This window comes from Streptomyces sp. NBC_00273, from assembly GCF_036178145.1.
GTDB lineage: Bacteria > Actinomycetota > Actinomycetes > Streptomycetales > Streptomycetaceae > Streptomyces.
Map to the genome: position 1 here is coordinate 7551989 of NZ_CP108067.1, position 16327 is coordinate 7568315.

A 16327-nucleotide genomic window follows, 5' to 3' on the forward strand; every position below is an offset into this window, starting at 1 on the left:
GCGGCGGACGGACGGCAGGTGAAGGGTGCTGCCCGTACGACTGGGGAGTCGGACGGGCAGCACCCTTTTTCGTGCTCGCGGGCCCTTTGCGTGCCGGCCTACCCGTGCGGGGGAACGCAAAGGCCCCGACCGTGGAGACGATCGGGGCTTTCCGGTGGTGCGCGATACTGGGATTGAACCAGTGACCTCTTCCGTGTCAGGGAAGCGCTCTCCCGCTGAGCTAATCGCGCGGGCTCCGCAGCTCGAAAGCCGCAGGTGGAACAAGGTGGTGCAGGTGCTGCGTGCGCGATACTGGGATTGAACCAGTGACCTCTTCCGTGTCAGGGAAGCGCTCTCCCGCTGAGCTAATCGCGCGGGGATCCTTGCGGATCAGTGGACGATACTGGGATTGAACCAGTGACCTCTTCCGTGTCAGGGAAGCGCTCTCCCGCTGAGCTAATCGTCCTTGGAGGTGGAGACGGGATTTGAACCCGTGTAGACGGCTTTGCAGGCCGTTGCCTCGCCTCTCGGCCACTCCACCATGGAGCTGCAGGGGTTCTCGGGAAGATCCCCCACTTCGAGCGGACGACGAGACTCGAACTCGCGACATCCACCTTGGCAAGGTGGTGCTCTACCAACTGAGCTACGTCCGCAGGTCACCGTGTTCGCTCCGGGGTTTTCCCCTTCGCTCCCTGGCGACGTGTTGAACTCTAGCGGATTACCGGGCCAGCTCAAAAACGCGTTTCCGCAGCGTGCTGCCACTCGATCACCACAGGTCACCCTGCCGTCACCGCACCGGCGCCGTGTCGTCACCGGTCATAGACTCGCAGCCGTGCACGACCTGCCTCCCATGGCCCGCTTCGGCGGCCTTCTCGCGACCGACCTCCGAGACGTCACCAGCGATCCCGCCGCCCTCGACTCCACCGGCTTCTGGGCGGTGTCCGCCGACTTCGAAGGGCGGCTCGTCTGTGCGCGCTTCGGCGACGTACGCCGCGAGCCCGTCCCCGCGCCCGTTCCGGGCGCCTGGCGCGGACCCGACGCCGACCGGTGGACCTCCTCCCTCGACCGCGCCGCGTACGTGGCCGGCGTACGGCGCGTCCGGGAACACATCGCCGCAGGTGAGGTCTACCAGGCCAACCTCTGCCGGGTGATGTCCGCGCCGCTGCCCCACCCCGACCGCGCCGATGTCGACGCGCTCACCGCGCTCCTCGCGCGCGGCAACCCCGCACCCTTCGCAGGAACGATTCGCCTGGCCGCCCACGGCGTCGAGATCGCCACCGCCTCACCGGAGCTGTTCCTGCGCCGGTCCGGCCGGCACATCGAGTCCGGCCCCATCAAGGGGACCGGCCGCACCGTCGACGACCTGCTCCCCAAGGACCACGCCGAGAACGTGATGATCGTGGACCTCGTGCGCAACGACCTCGGCCGGGTCTGCGCGACGGGCTCCGTCGCCGTCCCCGAGCTGTGCGCCGTCGAGGAGCACCCGGGCCTCGTCCACCTCGTCTCCATCGTGAGCGGCGAGCTCGCCGACGGCGCCGGCTGGCCCGAGCTGCTCGCCGCCACCTTCCCGCCCGGTTCCGTCACGGGCGCCCCGAAGTCCTCCGCCCTGCGGATCATCGAAGCCCTGGAAACCGCCCCGCGCGGCCCCTACTGCGGAGGCATCGGCTGGGTGGACGCGGACCGGCGCACCGCCGAGCTCGCCGTCGGCATCCGTACCTTCTGGATCGACCGCGAGGCCGCAGGCGGCCCCCGGCTGCTCTTCGGCACCGGAGCGGGCATCACCTGGGGCTCCGACCCCGACCGCGAGTGGGCGGAGACCGAACTCAAGGCCGCCCGGCTCCTGCGCGTGGCCATGGGCCACGAGGTGAGCGGTGGTACGCAGGGGACGAACGACACGATCGGAAGGACCGCACCATGAAGATCTGGCTCGACGGAGCCCTGACCGAGGTGGACAGCGCGAAGGTGTCCGTCTTCGACCACGGCCTGACGGTGGGCGACGGCGTCTTCGAGACGCTGAAGGCCGAGCGCGGCCGCGCCTTCGCGCTCACCCGGCACCTGGAACGGCTCACCCGCTCGGCCCGGGGCCTGGGCCTGCCGGACCCCGACCTCGACGAGGTCCGCCGCGCCTGCGCCGCAGTACTGGAGGCCAATCCGCTGGAGCACGGTCGGCTGCGCATCACCTACACCGGCGGCGTCTCCCCGCTCGGCTCCGACCGGGGGGACGCCGGGACCACCCTGATCGCCGCCGTCGCTGACTCCCCACGCCGCCCGGACACCACCGCCGTCGTCACGGTGCCCTGGGTCCGCAACGAGCGCTCCGCCGTGGCCGGGCTGAAGACCACCTCGTACGCCGAGAACGTGGTCGCCCTCGCCGCCGCGCACCGCGCGGGGGCCTCCGAAGCGCTCCTCGCCAACACCCTCGGCCGCCTCTGCGAGGGCACCGGCTCCAACGTCTTCGTCGTGCTCGACGGAGAACTGCACACCCCGCCGCTCGACTCCGGCTGCCTGGCCGGCATCACCCGGGCCCTGATCGTCGACTGGGCCGGTGCGAAGGAGACCGACCTGCCCTTCGAGGTGCTGGAGCGGGCCGAGGAGGTCTTCGTGACCTCCTCGCTGCGCGATGCCCAGGCGGTCCTGCGGATCGACGACCGCGAGCTGGGGACCGCCCCCGGACCGGTCACGGCCGAGGTGATGCGGATCTTCGAGGTGAAGGCGGCCGCGGACATCGACCCGTAGCGGGCGTCCGGCCGCCAGGAGGACTGTCGCGGCGGCCGCGGGGCGGGTAGAACTCAAGGGATGACCACCACCCTGCGGCCGTCCGGGCCGCTCCAGCACACGGCGGACGGCGCGCGTTCGCGCCCGTACGAGATCCGGGTCAACAGCCGGCGGGTCGGCGCCCTGACCATCGCCTCCGACACCCCGTTCGGGCCGACGGTCGGCGAGATCCGCGACCTGGACGTCGAGCAGGGCGACCGCCGGCGGGGGAGGGCCACCGTGGCCGCGCTCGCCGCCGAGGAAGTGCTGCGCGGCTGGGGCTGCCGCCGGGTCCGCGTCTCGGTCCCGGCGGACTCGGAGGCGGGTCTGTGCATGGCCGAGGCCCTCGGGTACGCCGAGTACAGCCGGAACATGGCCAAGGAGCTGACGGCAGAGCCGCCGGCCCTGCCCGAGGGGGTGCTCGGCCGCCCCATGACGGACGCCGAGTACGAGGGCTGGTACGCCCGGGCCGTCGAGTCCTACGCCGCGAACTGGAGCAGCCGCGGCATGTCCGCCGAGGCCGCCCGCGCCAAGTCGGTCGCCGACCACGAGAGCCAGCTGCCCCGGGGCCTGGCCACCCCGGGAGCGGCCTTCGTCGTCCTGGAGGCAGCCGGGGTGCCCGTCGGCCACGTGTGGCTCGCGCCGCGCGGGGCGGGCTCGTACGTCTACGACATCGAGGTCCGGGCCGAACACCGGGGGCACGGGCACGGCCGCCACCTGATGGAGCTCGCCGAGCACACCGCACTCGCCGCCGGCCACAGCCTGCTGGCGCTCCAGGTCTTCACCGACAACACCCCGGCCCTGAGGCTGTACCTCTCCCTCGGCTACCGACCCACCAACTTCAACTATGCGAAGGACTTGATCTAGACGGTGTCTAGGCGGTCTCTCCGGCGTCCGCCAGCAGGCGGTCGGCGATCTCCTCGATCCGGGCGCGCAGTCCGTCCTGGCTCTTGCCGCCGTCGAGGCGCTGGCCGTCGATCACGTACGTCGGGGTGCCGGTGACGCCGATCGCCTTGCCCTCGGCCTGGTCGGCGTCGACGATCAGGATGTGCCGCCCGTCGATCAGGGCGGTGTCGAACTCCTCCACGTCGAGCCCCAGTTCACGTGCCACGTCCAGGAGGACCGGCTCGCCGCGCTCGGCCAGCTCCGCGGTGCGCGCCAGCACGGCCTCCGCATAGGGCCAGCCCCGGCCCTGCTCGACGGCCTCCTCGGCGGCCTGCGCCGCGGCGAAGGAGTGCTTGTGCTTCTCCAGGGGGAAGTGGCGCAGCCGGATGTCCAGCCGGTCGCCGTAGCGGGCCCGCAGGGCGCGTACGTCGTCCAGGGCGCGGTGGCAGTCCGGGCACTGCAGTTCGCACCAGACGTCGAGGATCACGGAATCGGTCATGCGGACAGTCTCCCAGCCCCCGCCCGCGCCACCGACCGGGCCCGGGACCGGGAGACCTGGACCCAGGGAGGAGGCGCGACCCGGAGATGTCCCGGAGATCCGTCCGGGCAGGGCCCGGGACCTGGCCGCCGCGGCGGCGGCCGGTGCAGGATGGATAGGGACAGATCGCCCAGTCAGTCGCCGAGAGTCCGGAGGACCGCATGCTTGCCGAGACCATTTGCTCCGCGGTGTCAGTGGCGGGCCTGGGCATCGCCGCGGTCACCGCCTACCGCAAGCGCTTCCTCGCTGCCGCACGGATCACCGCGTACGCGCTCGTGCCGGTCGCCCTGGTGATGACGGGGTTCGTGGAGTGGGTGTCCGGGATGGTCTTCAACCCGACCGTCTGGGCCGGCTTCGGGCTGTTGGGGGTGTCCTGGCTGCTCTTCATGACCACCCGCGCCATCGAACGCCGCGGCCTCGCCGCGTCCGAGGAGCCCGGAGAACACGGGAAGCCGAAGAAGAAGGTCAAGGGGAGCCCGGCCGCCGGGGCCGTCGCCCCGGCCGCTTCCGCACCGTCCCTGGGCGCTGCCCGGGCCGGTTCGGCGCCCCGGTCCGCCGCTCCCGCAGAGGACTTCTCCGACATCGAGGCCATCCTCAAGAAGCACGGGATCTGAGCACGGGATCCGGCCCGGACCGGGCCTCGATCACAAGATCGAGCGAACTCCCGCCCGGATGTTGGCGTGTTGAGGGCCGGTCGGTGGTGCGCTGCGCCATCATCGCCCCGACATGTTCGAGACATCGCACGGTGACCCGCCGGTACCCGCCCCTGCAGTGGAGGAGCCGCGAGGCTGTCTCTTCGCGCTCTCCCAACCACCCCTGATGATCTTCCTAGCGGTGATCGGCATCCTGCTGCTGCTCGCCGCCGTGCACGATCTCTTCCTGCTCTGACGCCTCCGCGTCGGCCTCCTTGCGCCGGGCCCGGTACGCCGCCACGTGCAGCCGGTTCCCGCAGGTCCGGCTGTCGCAGTAGCGCCGGGAGCGGTTGCGGGACAGGTCGACGAAGGCCCGTCGACAGTCCGGGGCCTCGCAGCGGCGCAGCCGTTCCTGTTCGCCGGAGACCACGATGAAGGCCAGCGCCATGCCGCCGTCGGCCGCCAGGTGGTCGCCCACCGACGCGCCCGGCGCGAAGTAGTGCACGTGCCAGTCGTAGCCGTCGTGGTCGGTCAGCTGCGGAGTGGTGCCGGCGGTGGCCACGAGCTCGTTGATCAGTATGGAAGCCGCACGCGGGTTCGGGGAGGCGAAGACCTGGGCGAACTTTCCGCGCACGGTCCGGACGCCGGCCAGGTCGCGGGCGCTGAGCTCGCCGACGTCGCTGATCGAGTACTCCTGGACGAATCCGCGTAGCTCGCCGATGTCCGAGAGCCCGTCGGGCTGGTCGGCCTCGGCCGCGGTGTTCACCAGCGCGACGACGACGTCGAGCGCGCGACGGGTGTCGTGGGGGATCTGCACGGGGTCTCCCTCAGGGGCCGGGCCTGCGACGACGGGAGCCGTCGCCGCTGCCGCCCGACAATAGCGGGTCCCGAACAGCACGCCGGCGCTGTCCTCGCGGGTGGCTTCCGCGGGAACAGCGCCGGCACTGCCGTATGTGGTTGTCCAGCCCACACCGTCGCCCCGAGTCGGACGGTGTCGAGCGGCTGTAGGCCTGGCTCAGCTTTCGGCCAGGATGTGGGAGAGCTCCTTGTCGAGGTCGAAGTGCCGGTGCTCGGTCCCGGGTGGAACCGCGGCGTCCGTCCGCTTGAGGAACGACTCGAGTGCTCGGGCGGGTGCTTCGAGCAGCGCTTCTCCCTCCGGTGAGCTCAGGGCGATGCAGACGACGCCCTGACCGTGGCTGCGGGACGGCCAGACGCGGACGTCGCCGGTACCGGTGGGCCGGTGGAGACCCTCCGCGAGGAGGTCGCGGGCGAACACCCATTCGACCGTCTCCTCGGCGCCGGTGTGGAAGGTGGCGTGCACGGCGTAGGGGTCGGCCGTGTCATACCGCAGGCCCGCGGGAACAGGCAGTGAGGACTCGCTCGACACAACGAGGCGCAGGTGCAGCTCGCAGCTGACCGTGGTGTTCATAAGCGCCAGGGCCTTTCGCTCAGTGTGCGCTCGGGGATTCGCACGTCGGCGAAATCGACATGCCACCTACGGTGCCGTTGTAAACCCCTCTGACCGTTTTGCGGACCTCTGGGTCCCTCGGACGGCGGATCCAAACCCGCATTCCCGTGTGCATCGAGCTCCGGTAGATTCGGGTCCATGAATACGGGGAGTGACCGCGGAACCCAAGGGTCCGCCGCTGACGAAGCCACCACGGAAGCCGCCACCGGACCGGCCGCGGACGAGACCGCGGAGGCCGGCGCGCAGGCGCCGCACGTATCGAAGGCCCCGGCCTTCATCAAGTCGAACAAGAGCCTGCACCTGAGCTGGCAGGTCGGCGTCTTCATCGTCGGCCTCGCCGTGATCGCCGCGGGCGTCGCGATGCTCGTGCTGCCCGGCCCCGGCTGGGTCGCGATCTTCGCGGGTCTGGCGATCTGGGCCACCGAGTTCGCCTGGGCCCACCTCGTGCTGCGCTGGACCAAGCGGAAGGTCACCGAGGCCGCACAGAAGGCGCTCGACCCGAAGGTCCGCCGTCGCAACATCATCCTGACCAGCGTGGGGCTCGTCATCGCGGGCGCGCTGATCGGTTTCTACCTGTGGAAGTACGGGCTCGTCCTGCCCTGGAACCTCAAGGACCAGTGATGGTCAAGGAGCACCGCTGACATGCGGTAATGTTTGCGGTGCGTCCGGGCGATTAGCTCAGTGGGAGAGCACTTCGTTCACACCGAAGGGGTCACTGGTTCGAACCCAGTATCGCCCACCCGGACCAGAGGCCCGGAGACTGTCACAGTCTCCGGGCCTCCGGCGTTTCACCGGAGCCGGCCGATCGCGGCCCGCAGCCGGCGGGCGTCACGCAGCCGCCGCTCGTACGTCGCCCCCACCGCCAGCAGCAGCAGGCCCGCCAGGGCCGGCGGCACCCAGCGCGGGAGCGCACCCGCGACCTGCACCACGTACGGGGCCAGCTCGTGCACCGCCACCGCCGCCAGCACGGCCCCGCCGAGCAGGAGCGGAGCCTGGAGCCGCCACCGGGCGCCCAGCAGGGTCACCACCAGCGCGGCCGTCCCCAGCAGCAGCGGGCGCAGCCAGCCCGCGTCCCCCCAGGCGGCCAGCAGGCTCGGCACCAGCGTCGCCGCCAGGCCCGGGCCGTACGCCGTCCAGGACGAGGCCCCCGGGTCCCGGCGCCGCCGCAGCAGACCGACCACGAGGGCGGGCACCGTCACCGGCAGCGCGTAGGCCTCCGGTGCGCTCACCCCGGCCTCGGCCAGCCGCACCCAGGTCGCCGCCGCGAACAGCGCGCCCGCCGCCCAGCCCAGCACCCGCCGGTCCGGGCGCACCGCGGCGCCCGCGCAGACCACCGCGAACAGCGCCAGGACCAGCGCCAGGGTTCCGGCCCGTCCGGCCGACAGGCCCACCGCCACTGCGCCCGCCACGGCCGCCGCGATCTCGACGGGCAGCCGGACCCCGTCCAGCCGCGGCCCGAGGGCCGCCGCCAGCGCCGGCACCGCGAGCACCGGCAGCGCCCACCACACCACCGCCAGGTCCGAGACCGCTCCCGCGGCCACCAGGACGCCCGTGGCGTACCCGACCGCGCACACGGCCGCCCCGGCCCGGACCGGGCGCGGAGCCGGCCCGTACGCCGCTGCCGCCGCGCAGCCCGCGCCCAGCAGCCCCCAGACCGCGAAGGTCGCCGCCCGGCCGTCCAGCGCGCCCAGGGACACGTTCGCGGCGCCCGTCAGCGTGCACACGGCGGCCGCGGTCCGGGCCCCGCGCGCCGGGGAGCGCAGGGCGAGTGCGCCCGCCGCGCCCGTGACCGCCAGCTGGGCGGCGAACACCGCCGCCACCGGGAACCCGAGCAGCACCGGGGCCGTGAAGAGCCCCGCCCAGGCCGAGGCCACCGCCACCGCCATCGGCTCCGGCCGGGACAGCGCCCGCGCGAGCCACCAGGCCGCTCCGGCCGCGACCAGCAGGGTCAGTACGGTCGCGGCCCCCGACCCGTACGGATCCCGCTCCGGGGTCGTCGCCGCCCACACCTCACCCAGCACCCGCAGCCGGGCCGCCAGGGTCGCGGCCACCGCGGCACCCGCCGACAGCACCGCCAGGGACGCCACCGCGGCCCCGGCCCGCGCCGACCCGCGCCGGACCGCCGCCGGGAGCGCGGCGGCCCGTACCGCCGCCAGCAGCGGCAGCGCCAGCAGCAGGTGCACCAGTACCGTCCACGCCGGGTCCAAGGCCGGCCGGGCCACCCCGCCCAGGCCGGCCACCGCCGCCAGGGCGCCCGTCAGTGCCGCGGCCGAGGCGCGCGGCTCCCGCCAGGCCACCGCCACCCCGAGGGCCGCGCCCGCCAGCAGCAGCGCCGCCGGGGCCAGGGCCTGCGCCGTCGACCCGGCCGACCACGACTGGGCCGCCCCGATCAGCAGCGCGCCCGCGCCCGTCACCGCCGCCGGGACCGCCGCCGCCCTGACCTTCAGGGCGAGCGTCGCATCCAGCACCGCCGTCGCCAGCAGTGCCCAGCCGAGCGCCTGCGGGCCCGGCCGTACGGCCAGCGCGGCCAGCGGCAGTGCGAACTGCGCCGCCAGCACCGCGGCCGGCAGCGGGATCCGCAGCTTCCGCAGCCCCGAGCCGTAGCCGGCCCACGCGGCCGCCAGCACGGCGGCCGCCCCCGCCGCGTAACCGGTGCCGTTCGTGTCCGGCATGCCGACCGCGTACAGCGCGTACGCATCGAGCACCGTCAGCAGCAGGCCGACCGCCGCGACCGACTCCGCCGTCGACCGCAGCCCGCGGCGCAGCAGGAGCACGGGCGTGCCGAGCGCCGCCGCCGTCACCGCGGCGAGCACCGCCGAACGTCCGGCGATCCCCATGGACCCCCAGCTGACCAGCGTGAACGCGAGCGCCGCGACCGCCAGCAGCACGGCGCCCAGGGTGAGCAGCACGTTCTGCGCGCTCGGCGCGGAGGCCTCCTTCGAGGGGCCGGCGGTCCCGCCGGTCGCGGCCGAGCCCCAGCGGACCGGGGCGGGCGCGCCGCCGGACGGGAGCAGCAGGCGCAGCAGCCAGTCCCGGCGGCCCAGCAAGTACAGCCGCCGGGCATCGAGTTGGGCCAGCTCGCGGTCGATGAGCGCCAGCTCTTCGGCGGGCGGCAGAGGCGTGTTCATATGCGGAGTGTGGCGGCGGTCACGCAGTCAGGACATGGGCGTGCGTACTCAGATGCGCCCTGAGTAGGTACCTGACGTACGGCCCGGGGGCCCCTTCGGGAGAAGCGGTTTGAACCAGCCCCGAGCCTTCTGTATTGTTCAGTCCGTTCCCGGGCGATTAGCTCAGCGGGAGAGCACTTCGTTCACACCGAAGGGGTCACTGGTTCGATCCCAGTATCGCCCACCGGGACAGGCCGGTCCGTCACTGACGGACCGGCCTTCCGCACGTTCGGGGACCTTCGCGCACCGCCCCTACGCCGCCGTCGACAGGTCCGGCCGCAGCGGCCAGTGCGGGTCCACCGGCTCCGGCGTCCCCTGGCGCGCGAACCACGCCTGCAGACCTCGCGCCTGCGCCGCGTGCCACACCGCCTGCAGCGTGTGCAGCTCGGCCGGCGTCAGCCGCTCCAGCCGCGCCGCGAACCGCCGCCCCACCGCCCGGACGAGCTCCAGCGAGGCCATCGCGTCCGCCGCCGCGTCGTGCGCGCCCTCCAGCTCGATCCCGTAGTGCGCGCACAGGTCCGTCAGCGTCCGGCGGCCCTTGCGGTAGCGGTCCAGGTGCTTGTCCAGCACCCGCGGGTCCAACACCGTCAACGGCCGGTCGTCCAGGTACCGCGACAGCGAGGACGCCCGGTGCCGGCGCAACTCCCGGTCCAGCAGCGTCAGGTCGAACGGCGCGTTCATCACCACCACCGGCCGGCCCGCCACCTGCTGCTCCCCGAGCGCCCGGGCTATCTCCTCCACCACCGGCGCCGGCCAGCGCCCGTGACGCTGCAGGTGTTCGTCGGTCAGCCCGTGCACTTCCGTAGCGCCCGGGGGCACCGGAATCCCGGGATTGACCAGCCAGCGCGTGCTGCGGACCCGGCCGCCCGCACACTCCTGGACGATGAGCGCGGCGGACACGATCCGGTCCTGCTCGACGTCCACCCCGGTGGTCTCCGTGTCGAATGCGGCCAGCGGGCCCTCGTACCAGCGTGTCATGGCGAACTCCTCGTCCCCGAGCGGCGGATGGAGCTTCCTGAACACTCCAGCCCCGCCGCATCGGTGATACCCGGGCTGTTTGCCCCGTACGCCGTTTGCAGGCACTCGGGTGCGGAGACAACTTCCTTGGGGGGCCGTACGCATGACCGGTCGTCACCCAGCACCGCTCGCAACAGAGCCCGCAAGGCACGGGGGAGCCGGCCATGGCGCTCACACAGCCCGAACCGGGCGGGGTGCTCCACGAGGGGACGGGTCCGCGGACCGGAGCCCTGCGCGGCACCCTCGCCACCACCGCCTGCATGGAGACCCTCCAGGTGGGATACCTGCACGCCGTCGCGGCCGCCGCCGGGTGCTCGCTCTCCCAGCCCTTCCCCGACAACGGCATCGACTGGCACGTCTCCCACGGAGCGCCCGAACACGTCGTCGACGACGAGGTCACCATCAAGGTGCAGCTCAAGGCGACCTACCAGATACCGCCGCGGCCGGCCGGGGCCACCTTCGGGTTCACCCTCGACAACGAGCACCTGGTGAAGCTGGCCCGGACGCCCGTCGCCGTCCACAAGATCCTCGTCGTGATGCTCGTACCGCGGGACCGCGAGCAGTGGCTCGCCGCCGGACACGACCGGCTCGACCTGAGGCACTGCTGCTACTGGACCAACCTCGCCGGACACCCCGTGACCGGCCGGCGCCGCACCACCGTACGGATCCCGACCACGCGGATCTTCGACGACCGTGCGCTGTGCGAGATCATGACCCGGGTCGGGTCGGGAGGGACACCCTGATGAACCTGCACTCACCGCACCTCGAACCGCTCCCGTCCCCGCGGTACGCCCCGGGCGGTCCCGATCCCGCACAGGTCGACCCGCAAGTACTGGGAGCGCTGCTGCACCGGCACGGATGGCTGCGGCGCGGCGGCGCGGCCGGCCGGTACGGCCGCTGGACCCCGCCCGGCCGCCCGGGCACCAGCCTGCTCGTCCCCGAGAGCCGCACCTTCCCCGACTGCACGGACCTGCTGGAGGAGGCGCTCACCGCCCTCGCGCACGGCGGACTGCCCTCGGCGCGCGAGGTGCTCCTCGGGCTGAGCGTGCCCAGCGACGAGATCCGCTGGGAGCGGGAGATCCCGGAGGGGCCCTACGGGTACCAGGGCGAGGCCTCCTGGCCCGTGCAGGAACAGCTGCGCTCGGCCGCCCGCCGGCTCCTGCTCGCGGGGGCCCTCGCCGACCGGGCCCGGGCCGGCTACTACGGGGCCCGGCACCAGGCGCAGGCCGAGCGCACCTTGGACGGGGTCCTGGTGGGACCCTCCCCGGGCGGGCGCCGGCTGACCGCGTACGTTCCCGTGGACGGCGGCCGGGGACCGGTGACCCGGCTGCACCACGCCCTGCACGCGGCCCGCGAGGCGGTGGACTACCAGCGGGCCACCGGCGGCATGGAAGCCTTCGACGCGGCGGTGGCCGCCGGGGTCAGCCGGGAACTCGCCGAAGCGCTCATCGCCCTGGTCCGGGGCTCGGAGGGCGCCCGGATCACACTGGCCTGGGCGCCGGCGGCCGGGGTCCCGGCGGGCTGCGCGGCCCGCCCCGAGCCGGTGGAGTTCTCCCCGGGCGACCTCCCCGTGCTGCGGGATGCCGCCGCCCGCTACACCCGCGCGGAACCTGCCGTACCGGTCCGGCTCGCCGGGGCCGTGGTGCGGATGCGGCGCAAGGCCGCCGGGGGAGGCGGGACCGTACGGCTGCGGGTGCTGGCCGGGGCGGAGGTCCCGTACGTCCGGGCGGCCCTCGACGAGGAGGCGTACCGCATCGCGGGCCACGCCCACCTGGTGGGCCTGCCGGTCCGGCTCACCGGCCGACTGCAACGCCGCGGCGGCTTCCGGCGGCTGTCCGACGCGGCGGACGTGACGCCGGTACCGATGGACGAGGTCGAGCGGGACCGGCTGATGAAGTCCCTGGACGCGGCCTTCGACCCGGAGGACGTGCTGCCCTCTGACGACTAGACGAGACGACTGGATGACTAGATGACGAGATGACTTAACGGAAGGCGGTGGCGCGGACCGTGTCGCCGCACAGGGCGAACTGGCCGCCGTCGGAGGGGGCCACCTGGAAGCCCGTGCCCGCGACGCCGATCACCAGTGTGGGGGCGACGGTCGGGTCGGCGCCGGAGGCGCAGAAGCCGTCCGCCTCGCCGAGGACCGGGGTGAAGGTCAAGACCGTCGAGGCGCTCTCGCCCAGGGACAGCAGCACCGGCCGGGCCTCGCCCCGGGGGACGACGCGCAGCGGCTCGTTCTGGTCCGGAGAGCCCTGGCCCGCGAGGGCGACCGTCGGGAAGCCCTGCAGCTGACAGGTCGGGCCGTTGTTGACCACGGTGAACCGCACGTGCGTGGTGTCGGGCCGCTCCGCGCCCGAGTCCGAGAGCAGGTCCCCGGTGCACGCGGGAGCCGGTGCGGCCACTGCGGGGGTGCCGACGAGCAGTCCGCCCGCCAGTAGGGCCGTCGCGGCGCCCAGGGCGGCCGCCTTCCTGGTCACGCTCATGGGTGTCACCTCATGCCAGGTCGGAAGATCCTCTTCCACCATCCCACGAGGTGCCGGTGGCGGCCCGGCCGAAGGAGGCCATGACCAGCCCGGGGACGGGGGAGAAGTCGAGGCCGCGGGTGAAGCCCAGGCGTTCGTACAAGGTCACTGCGGGGGCGTTCGCCGCGCCCGTGGTGACCTCGACCTGCCGGCCCGGGAACAGCTCGGTCAGGGCGTGGCGCAGCAGCAGGGAGGCGACACCCTGCCGGAACCGGGCCGGGTCCACGCACAGCCGGTCGATGCACACGACGCCGTCGGCCTCCTCCCAGGCGAGGAAGCCGGCCGGAACACCGTCCTCGGCGACGGCGCCCACCCAGTTCAGGGGCCGGACCCTCATCTCGGCGAGGCTCTCGCCCAGCGCCGGGATGCCGTCGAAGCCGATCAGCTCCGCCTCCACCGCGTAGGCGGCCCGCCCGATCCGGTGCACGGCCACCGCGGTGGCGTCGTCGGTCAAGTCCAGTGGACGTATGTGCGGCATGCCCGCCACGCTACCCGCGGCCCGCGCCGATCGGCCCGGAGTTTCGGGTGGGCGGCGGGCACACCGGGGCCGGGGGGACGCCCCGGCGCCGCGCCCCACGGGTCCGCCCGCGTCGGTCCCCGGGCACGGGGGACCCGCTGAGCAGGCCCGGGCGGTAACCGTTTAGCGGCGCGGCCGCTCCGCTCGGTACGATTCAGGCGCGCGGCGTTCGCCCGCGCACCCCCTGAGTCAGGAGAGACCGGTGTCAGACGTCCGTGTGATCATCCAACGCGATTCCGAGCGGGACGAGCGCGTGGTGGCCACGGGCACTACGGCGGCGGAGCTCTTCGCCGGCGAGCGCACCATCGTCGCCGCGCGCATCGCCGGCGAGCTCAAGGACCTCGCGTACGAGGTGCAGGACGGCGAGACCGTCGAACCGGTGGAGATCTCCTCCGAGGACGGCCTGAACATCCTGCGCCACTCGACCGCGCACGTCATGGCCCAGGCCGTGCAGGAGCTCTTCCCCGAGGCCAAGCTGGGCATCGGCCCGCCGGTCCAGAACGGCTTCTACTACGACTTCGACGTCGCCCGCCCCTTCACCCCCGATGACCTCAAGGCCATCGAGAAGAAGATGCAGGAGATCCAGAAGCGCGGCCAGAAGTTCTCCCGCCGCGTGGTCACCGACGAGGCGGCCCGCGAGGAGCTCGCCGACGAGCCGTACAAGCTGGAACTCATCGGCATCAAGGGCTCCGCGTCCACCGACGACGGTGCGAACGTCGAGGTGGGCGGCGGCGAGCTGACCATCTACGACAACCTGGACGCGAAGACCGGCGACCTGTGCTGGAAGGACCTCTGCCGCGGTCCCCACCTGCCCACCACCCGCAACATCCCGGCGTTCAAGCTCATGCGCAACGCGGCCGCCTACTGGCGCGGCAGCGAGAAGAACCCGATGCTCCAGCGCATCTACGGCACCGCGTGGCCGTCGAAGGAAGAGCTGAAGGCCCACCTCGACTTCCTCGCCGAGGCCGAGAAGCGCGACCACCGCAAGCTCGGCAACGAGCTCGACCTCTTCTCCATCCCGGACGAGATCGGCTCCGGCCTCGCCGTCTTCCACCCGCGCGGCGGCATCATCCGCCGGGTGATGGAGGACTACTCGCGCAAGCGGCACGAGGAGGAGGGCTACGAGTTCGTCTACTCCCCGCACGCCACCAAGGGCGCCCTCTTCGAGAAGAGCGGCCACCTGGACTGGTACGCGGAGGGCATGTACCCCCCCATGCAGCTCGACGGTGGTACCGACTACTACCTCAAGCCCATGAACTGCCCGATGCACAACCTGATCTTCGACGCGCGCGGCCGCTCCTACCGCGAGCTGCCGCTGCGCCTGTTCGAGTTCGGCACCGTGTACCGGTACGAGAAGTCGGGTGTCGTCCACGGACTGACCCGCGCCCGCGGCTTCACCCAGGACGACGCGCACATCTACTGCACCCGCGAGCAGATGGCGGAGGAGCTCGACACGACCCTCACCTTCGTGCTCAACCTGCTGCGCGACTACGGTCTGACCGACTTCTACCTGGAGCTGTCCACCAAGGACCCGGAGAAGTTCGTCGGCTCGGACGAGGCCTGGGAGGAGGCGACCGCCGTCCTCGCGCAGGTCGCCGAGAAGCAGGGCCTCCCGCTGGTCCCGGACCCGGGCGGCGCCGCCTTCTACGGTCCGAAGATCTCGGTGCAGTGCAAGGACGCCATCGGCCGCACCTGGCAGATGTCGACCGTGCAGCTCGACTTCAACCTGCCGGAGCGCTTCAACCTGGAGTACACCGCGCCCGACGGCTCCCGCCAGCGGCCGGTCATGATCCACCGCGCGCTGTTCGGCTCGATCGAGCGGTTCTTCGCCGTGCTGCTGGAGCACTACGCGGGCGCCATGCCGCCGTGGCTGGCCCCGGTCCAGGCGGTCGGCATCCCGATCGGCGACGGGCACGTCGAGTACCTGCAGGAGTTCGCCGCGGCGGCGAAGAAGCAGGGCCTGCGGGTCGAGGTGGACGCCTCCTCCGACCGCATGCAGAAGAAGATCCGCAACCACCAGAAGCTCAAGGTCCCGTTCATGATCATCGTCGGTGACGAGGACATGGCCGCGGGCACCGTCTCCTTCCGCTACCGCGACGGTTCGCAGGAGAACGGCATCGCCAAGGACGAGGCACTGGCCAAGCTGGCCAAGGTCGTCGCGGACCGGGTCCAGGTCTGATCGTCCGATCCGGCACCCGAAGTACCCGAAGCACCCGAAGGCCCCCGGGAAGTGATCACTTTCCGGGGGCCTTCTTCGTACGCCAGGCCGAGGTCATATGCTTGCCGCCATGACGACTCAGCCGGAGCAGCAGATCGGTGTGGGCACGCAGGACGCGTTCCAGCGACTGTGGACGCCCCACCGGATGGCCTACATCCAAGGGGAGAACAAGCCGACCGGCCCGGAGGCCGGGGACGGCTGTCCCTTCTGCGGGATTCCGGACATGTCCGACCAGGACGGCCTGGTCGTCGCGCGGGGCCGGCACGTGTACGCGGTGCTGAACCTCTACCCGTACAACGGCGGCCACCTGATGGTGGTCCCGTACCGGCACGTCGCCGACTACACCGAGCTGGACGGGCCGGAGACGGCCGAGCTCGCCGACCTCACCAAGCGGGCGATGGTCGCGCTGCGTAAGGCCTCGGGCGCGCACGGGTTCAACATCGGCATGAACCAGGGCGCGGCTGCCGGCGCCGGCATCGCCGCGCACCTGCACCAGCACATCGTGCCCCGCTGGGGCGGGGACACGAACTTCATGCCGGTCGTGGGCCACACCAAGGTGCTGCCCCAACTCCTGGCGGACACCCGCCAGATGCTCGCCGACGCCTGGCCCGTCGACTAGGGGTCCCTTCC

The 16327-nt window shown here is 72.6% G+C and carries 16 protein-coding genes and 7 tRNA genes; 11 read left to right on the plus strand and 12 right to left on the minus strand.

Features of this window, described 5'->3' with window-relative positions; genetic code table 11:
* Nucleotides 1-155: 155 nt before the first annotated feature.
* The 5 genes from OG386_RS33745 to OG386_RS33765 form a co-directional block, all read right to left on the minus strand.
* A tRNA-Val gene (locus tag OG386_RS33745) sits at nucleotides 156-230 on the minus strand.
* Between the two features lie 52 nt (nucleotides 231-282).
* Nucleotides 283-354, minus strand: a tRNA-Val gene (locus OG386_RS33750).
* Between the two features lie 19 nt (nucleotides 355-373).
* A tRNA-Val gene (locus tag OG386_RS33755) sits at nucleotides 374-445 on the minus strand.
* Nucleotide 446: 1 nt separating this feature from the next.
* Nucleotides 447-520: transfer RNA gene (locus OG386_RS33760), tRNA-Cys, on the minus strand.
* Between the two features lie 39 nt (nucleotides 521-559).
* Nucleotides 560-632: transfer RNA gene (locus tag OG386_RS33765), tRNA-Gly, on the minus strand.
* Between the two features lie 179 nt (nucleotides 633-811).
* On the opposite strand from OG386_RS33765, the gene OG386_RS33770 reads away from it, so the two are divergent.
* Genes OG386_RS33770 through OG386_RS33780 form a run of 3 tightly spaced genes read left to right on the plus strand, consistent with a single transcriptional unit; the run spans nucleotide 812 to nucleotide 3600 of the window.
* A complete protein-coding gene (locus OG386_RS33770) occupies nucleotides 812-1897 on the plus strand; it encodes a chorismate-binding protein (RefSeq protein WP_037712934.1) in 1086 nt (361 codons plus the stop codon).
* Nucleotides 1894-2715 carry an aminotransferase class IV gene (locus tag OG386_RS33775; protein WP_328791205.1) on the plus strand — a complete coding sequence of 274 codons (822 nt, stop codon included), beginning with the start codon at nucleotides 1894-1896 and terminating at the stop codon, nucleotides 2713-2715. Before OG386_RS33770 ends, OG386_RS33775 begins: the two co-directional genes overlap by 4 nt.
* A 60-nt stretch (nucleotides 2716-2775) precedes the next feature.
* Nucleotides 2776-3600, plus strand: coding sequence for a GNAT family N-acetyltransferase (locus tag OG386_RS33780; RefSeq protein ID WP_328791206.1), 825 nt, complete (start codon nucleotides 2776-2778; stop codon nucleotides 3598-3600).
* 7 nt (nucleotides 3601-3607) lie between these two features.
* On the opposite strand, the gene OG386_RS33785 is transcribed toward OG386_RS33780, so the two are convergent.
* Nucleotides 3608-4117, minus strand: a complete 510-nt coding sequence (locus OG386_RS33785; protein ID WP_327386367.1) for a DsbA family protein — start codon at nucleotides 4115-4117, stop codon at nucleotides 3608-3610.
* A 200-nt stretch (nucleotides 4118-4317) separates the two neighbouring features.
* Between OG386_RS33785 and OG386_RS33790 the strand changes: the two genes are divergently transcribed.
* Nucleotides 4318-4770, plus strand: coding sequence for a hypothetical protein (locus OG386_RS33790; protein WP_328791207.1), 453 nt, complete (start codon nucleotides 4318-4320; stop codon nucleotides 4768-4770).
* Between the two features lie 214 nt (nucleotides 4771-4984).
* Here the strand turns inward: OG386_RS33790 and OG386_RS33795 are convergent, their stop codons facing one another.
* Entirely contained in the window at nucleotides 4985-5605 is a 621-nt protein-coding gene (locus OG386_RS33795) for a CGNR zinc finger domain-containing protein (RefSeq protein ID WP_030011910.1), read from the minus strand.
* A 198-nt stretch (nucleotides 5606-5803) separates the two neighbouring features.
* Nucleotides 5804-6217, minus strand: a complete 414-nt coding sequence (locus tag OG386_RS33800; protein WP_030011909.1) for an SsgA family sporulation/cell division regulator — start codon at nucleotides 6215-6217, stop codon at nucleotides 5804-5806.
* A gap of 177 nt (nucleotides 6218-6394) precedes the next feature.
* Between OG386_RS33800 and OG386_RS33805 the strand changes: the two genes are divergently transcribed.
* Both OG386_RS33805 and OG386_RS33810 read left to right on the plus strand, forming a co-directional pair.
* On the plus strand, nucleotides 6395-6877 hold the full coding sequence (locus OG386_RS33805) for a TIGR02611 family protein (protein WP_328791208.1): 483 nt from the start codon (nucleotides 6395-6397) through the stop codon (nucleotides 6875-6877).
* 46 nt (nucleotides 6878-6923) lie between these two features.
* Nucleotides 6924-6995: transfer RNA gene (locus tag OG386_RS33810), tRNA-Val, on the plus strand.
* 49 nt (nucleotides 6996-7044) lie between these two features.
* Here OG386_RS33810 and OG386_RS33815 read toward each other — a convergent pair.
* On the minus strand, nucleotides 7045-9384 hold the full coding sequence (locus tag OG386_RS33815; protein ID WP_328791209.1) for an SCO7613 C-terminal domain-containing membrane protein: 2340 nt from the start codon (nucleotides 9382-9384) through the stop codon (nucleotides 7045-7047).
* A gap of 151 nt (nucleotides 9385-9535) precedes the next feature.
* On the opposite strand from OG386_RS33815, the gene OG386_RS33820 reads away from it, so the two are divergent.
* A tRNA-Val gene (locus OG386_RS33820) sits at nucleotides 9536-9607 on the plus strand.
* A gap of 68 nt (nucleotides 9608-9675) precedes the next feature.
* Here the strand turns inward: OG386_RS33820 and OG386_RS33825 are convergent.
* Complete coding sequence (locus tag OG386_RS33825) at nucleotides 9676-10401, minus strand: 3'-5' exonuclease (RefSeq protein WP_327386373.1); 726 nt, start codon at nucleotides 10399-10401, stop codon at nucleotides 9676-9678.
* A 203-nt stretch (nucleotides 10402-10604) separates the two neighbouring features.
* Here OG386_RS33825 and OG386_RS33830 point away from each other — a divergent pair, with 203 nt between their 5' ends.
* Both OG386_RS33830 and OG386_RS33835 read left to right on the plus strand, forming a co-directional pair.
* Entirely contained in the window at nucleotides 10605-11183 is a 579-nt protein-coding gene (locus OG386_RS33830) for a DUF4365 domain-containing protein (RefSeq protein WP_328791210.1), read from the plus strand.
* Entirely contained in the window at nucleotides 11183-12388 is a 1206-nt protein-coding gene (locus tag OG386_RS33835) for a hypothetical protein (protein ID WP_328791211.1), read from the plus strand. Before OG386_RS33830 ends, OG386_RS33835 begins: the two co-directional genes overlap by 1 nt.
* A 34-nt stretch (nucleotides 12389-12422) precedes the next feature.
* On the opposite strand, the gene OG386_RS33840 is transcribed toward OG386_RS33835, so the two are convergent.
* Nucleotides 12423-12923, minus strand: coding sequence for a DUF4232 domain-containing protein (locus OG386_RS33840; protein WP_328791212.1), 501 nt, complete (start codon nucleotides 12921-12923; stop codon nucleotides 12423-12425).
* Nucleotides 12924-12933: 10 nt separating this feature from the next.
* Nucleotides 12934-13440, minus strand: coding sequence for a GNAT family N-acetyltransferase (locus OG386_RS33845; RefSeq protein ID WP_328791213.1), 507 nt, complete (start codon nucleotides 13438-13440; stop codon nucleotides 12934-12936).
* A gap of 241 nt (nucleotides 13441-13681) precedes the next feature.
* Here OG386_RS33845 and thrS point away from each other — a divergent pair, with 241 nt between their 5' ends.
* On the plus strand, nucleotides 13682-15658 hold the full coding sequence (gene thrS, locus OG386_RS33850; protein WP_266598590.1) for a threonine--tRNA ligase: 1977 nt from the start codon (nucleotides 13682-13684) through the stop codon (nucleotides 15656-15658).
* Between the two features lie 97 nt (nucleotides 15659-15755).
* Nucleotides 15756-16316: an HIT family protein gene (locus OG386_RS33855; RefSeq protein WP_030010101.1), complete on the plus strand. Its 561-nt coding sequence runs from the start codon at nucleotides 15756-15758 to the stop codon at nucleotides 16314-16316.
* The last annotated feature ends 11 nt before the right edge of the window (nucleotides 16317-16327 follow it).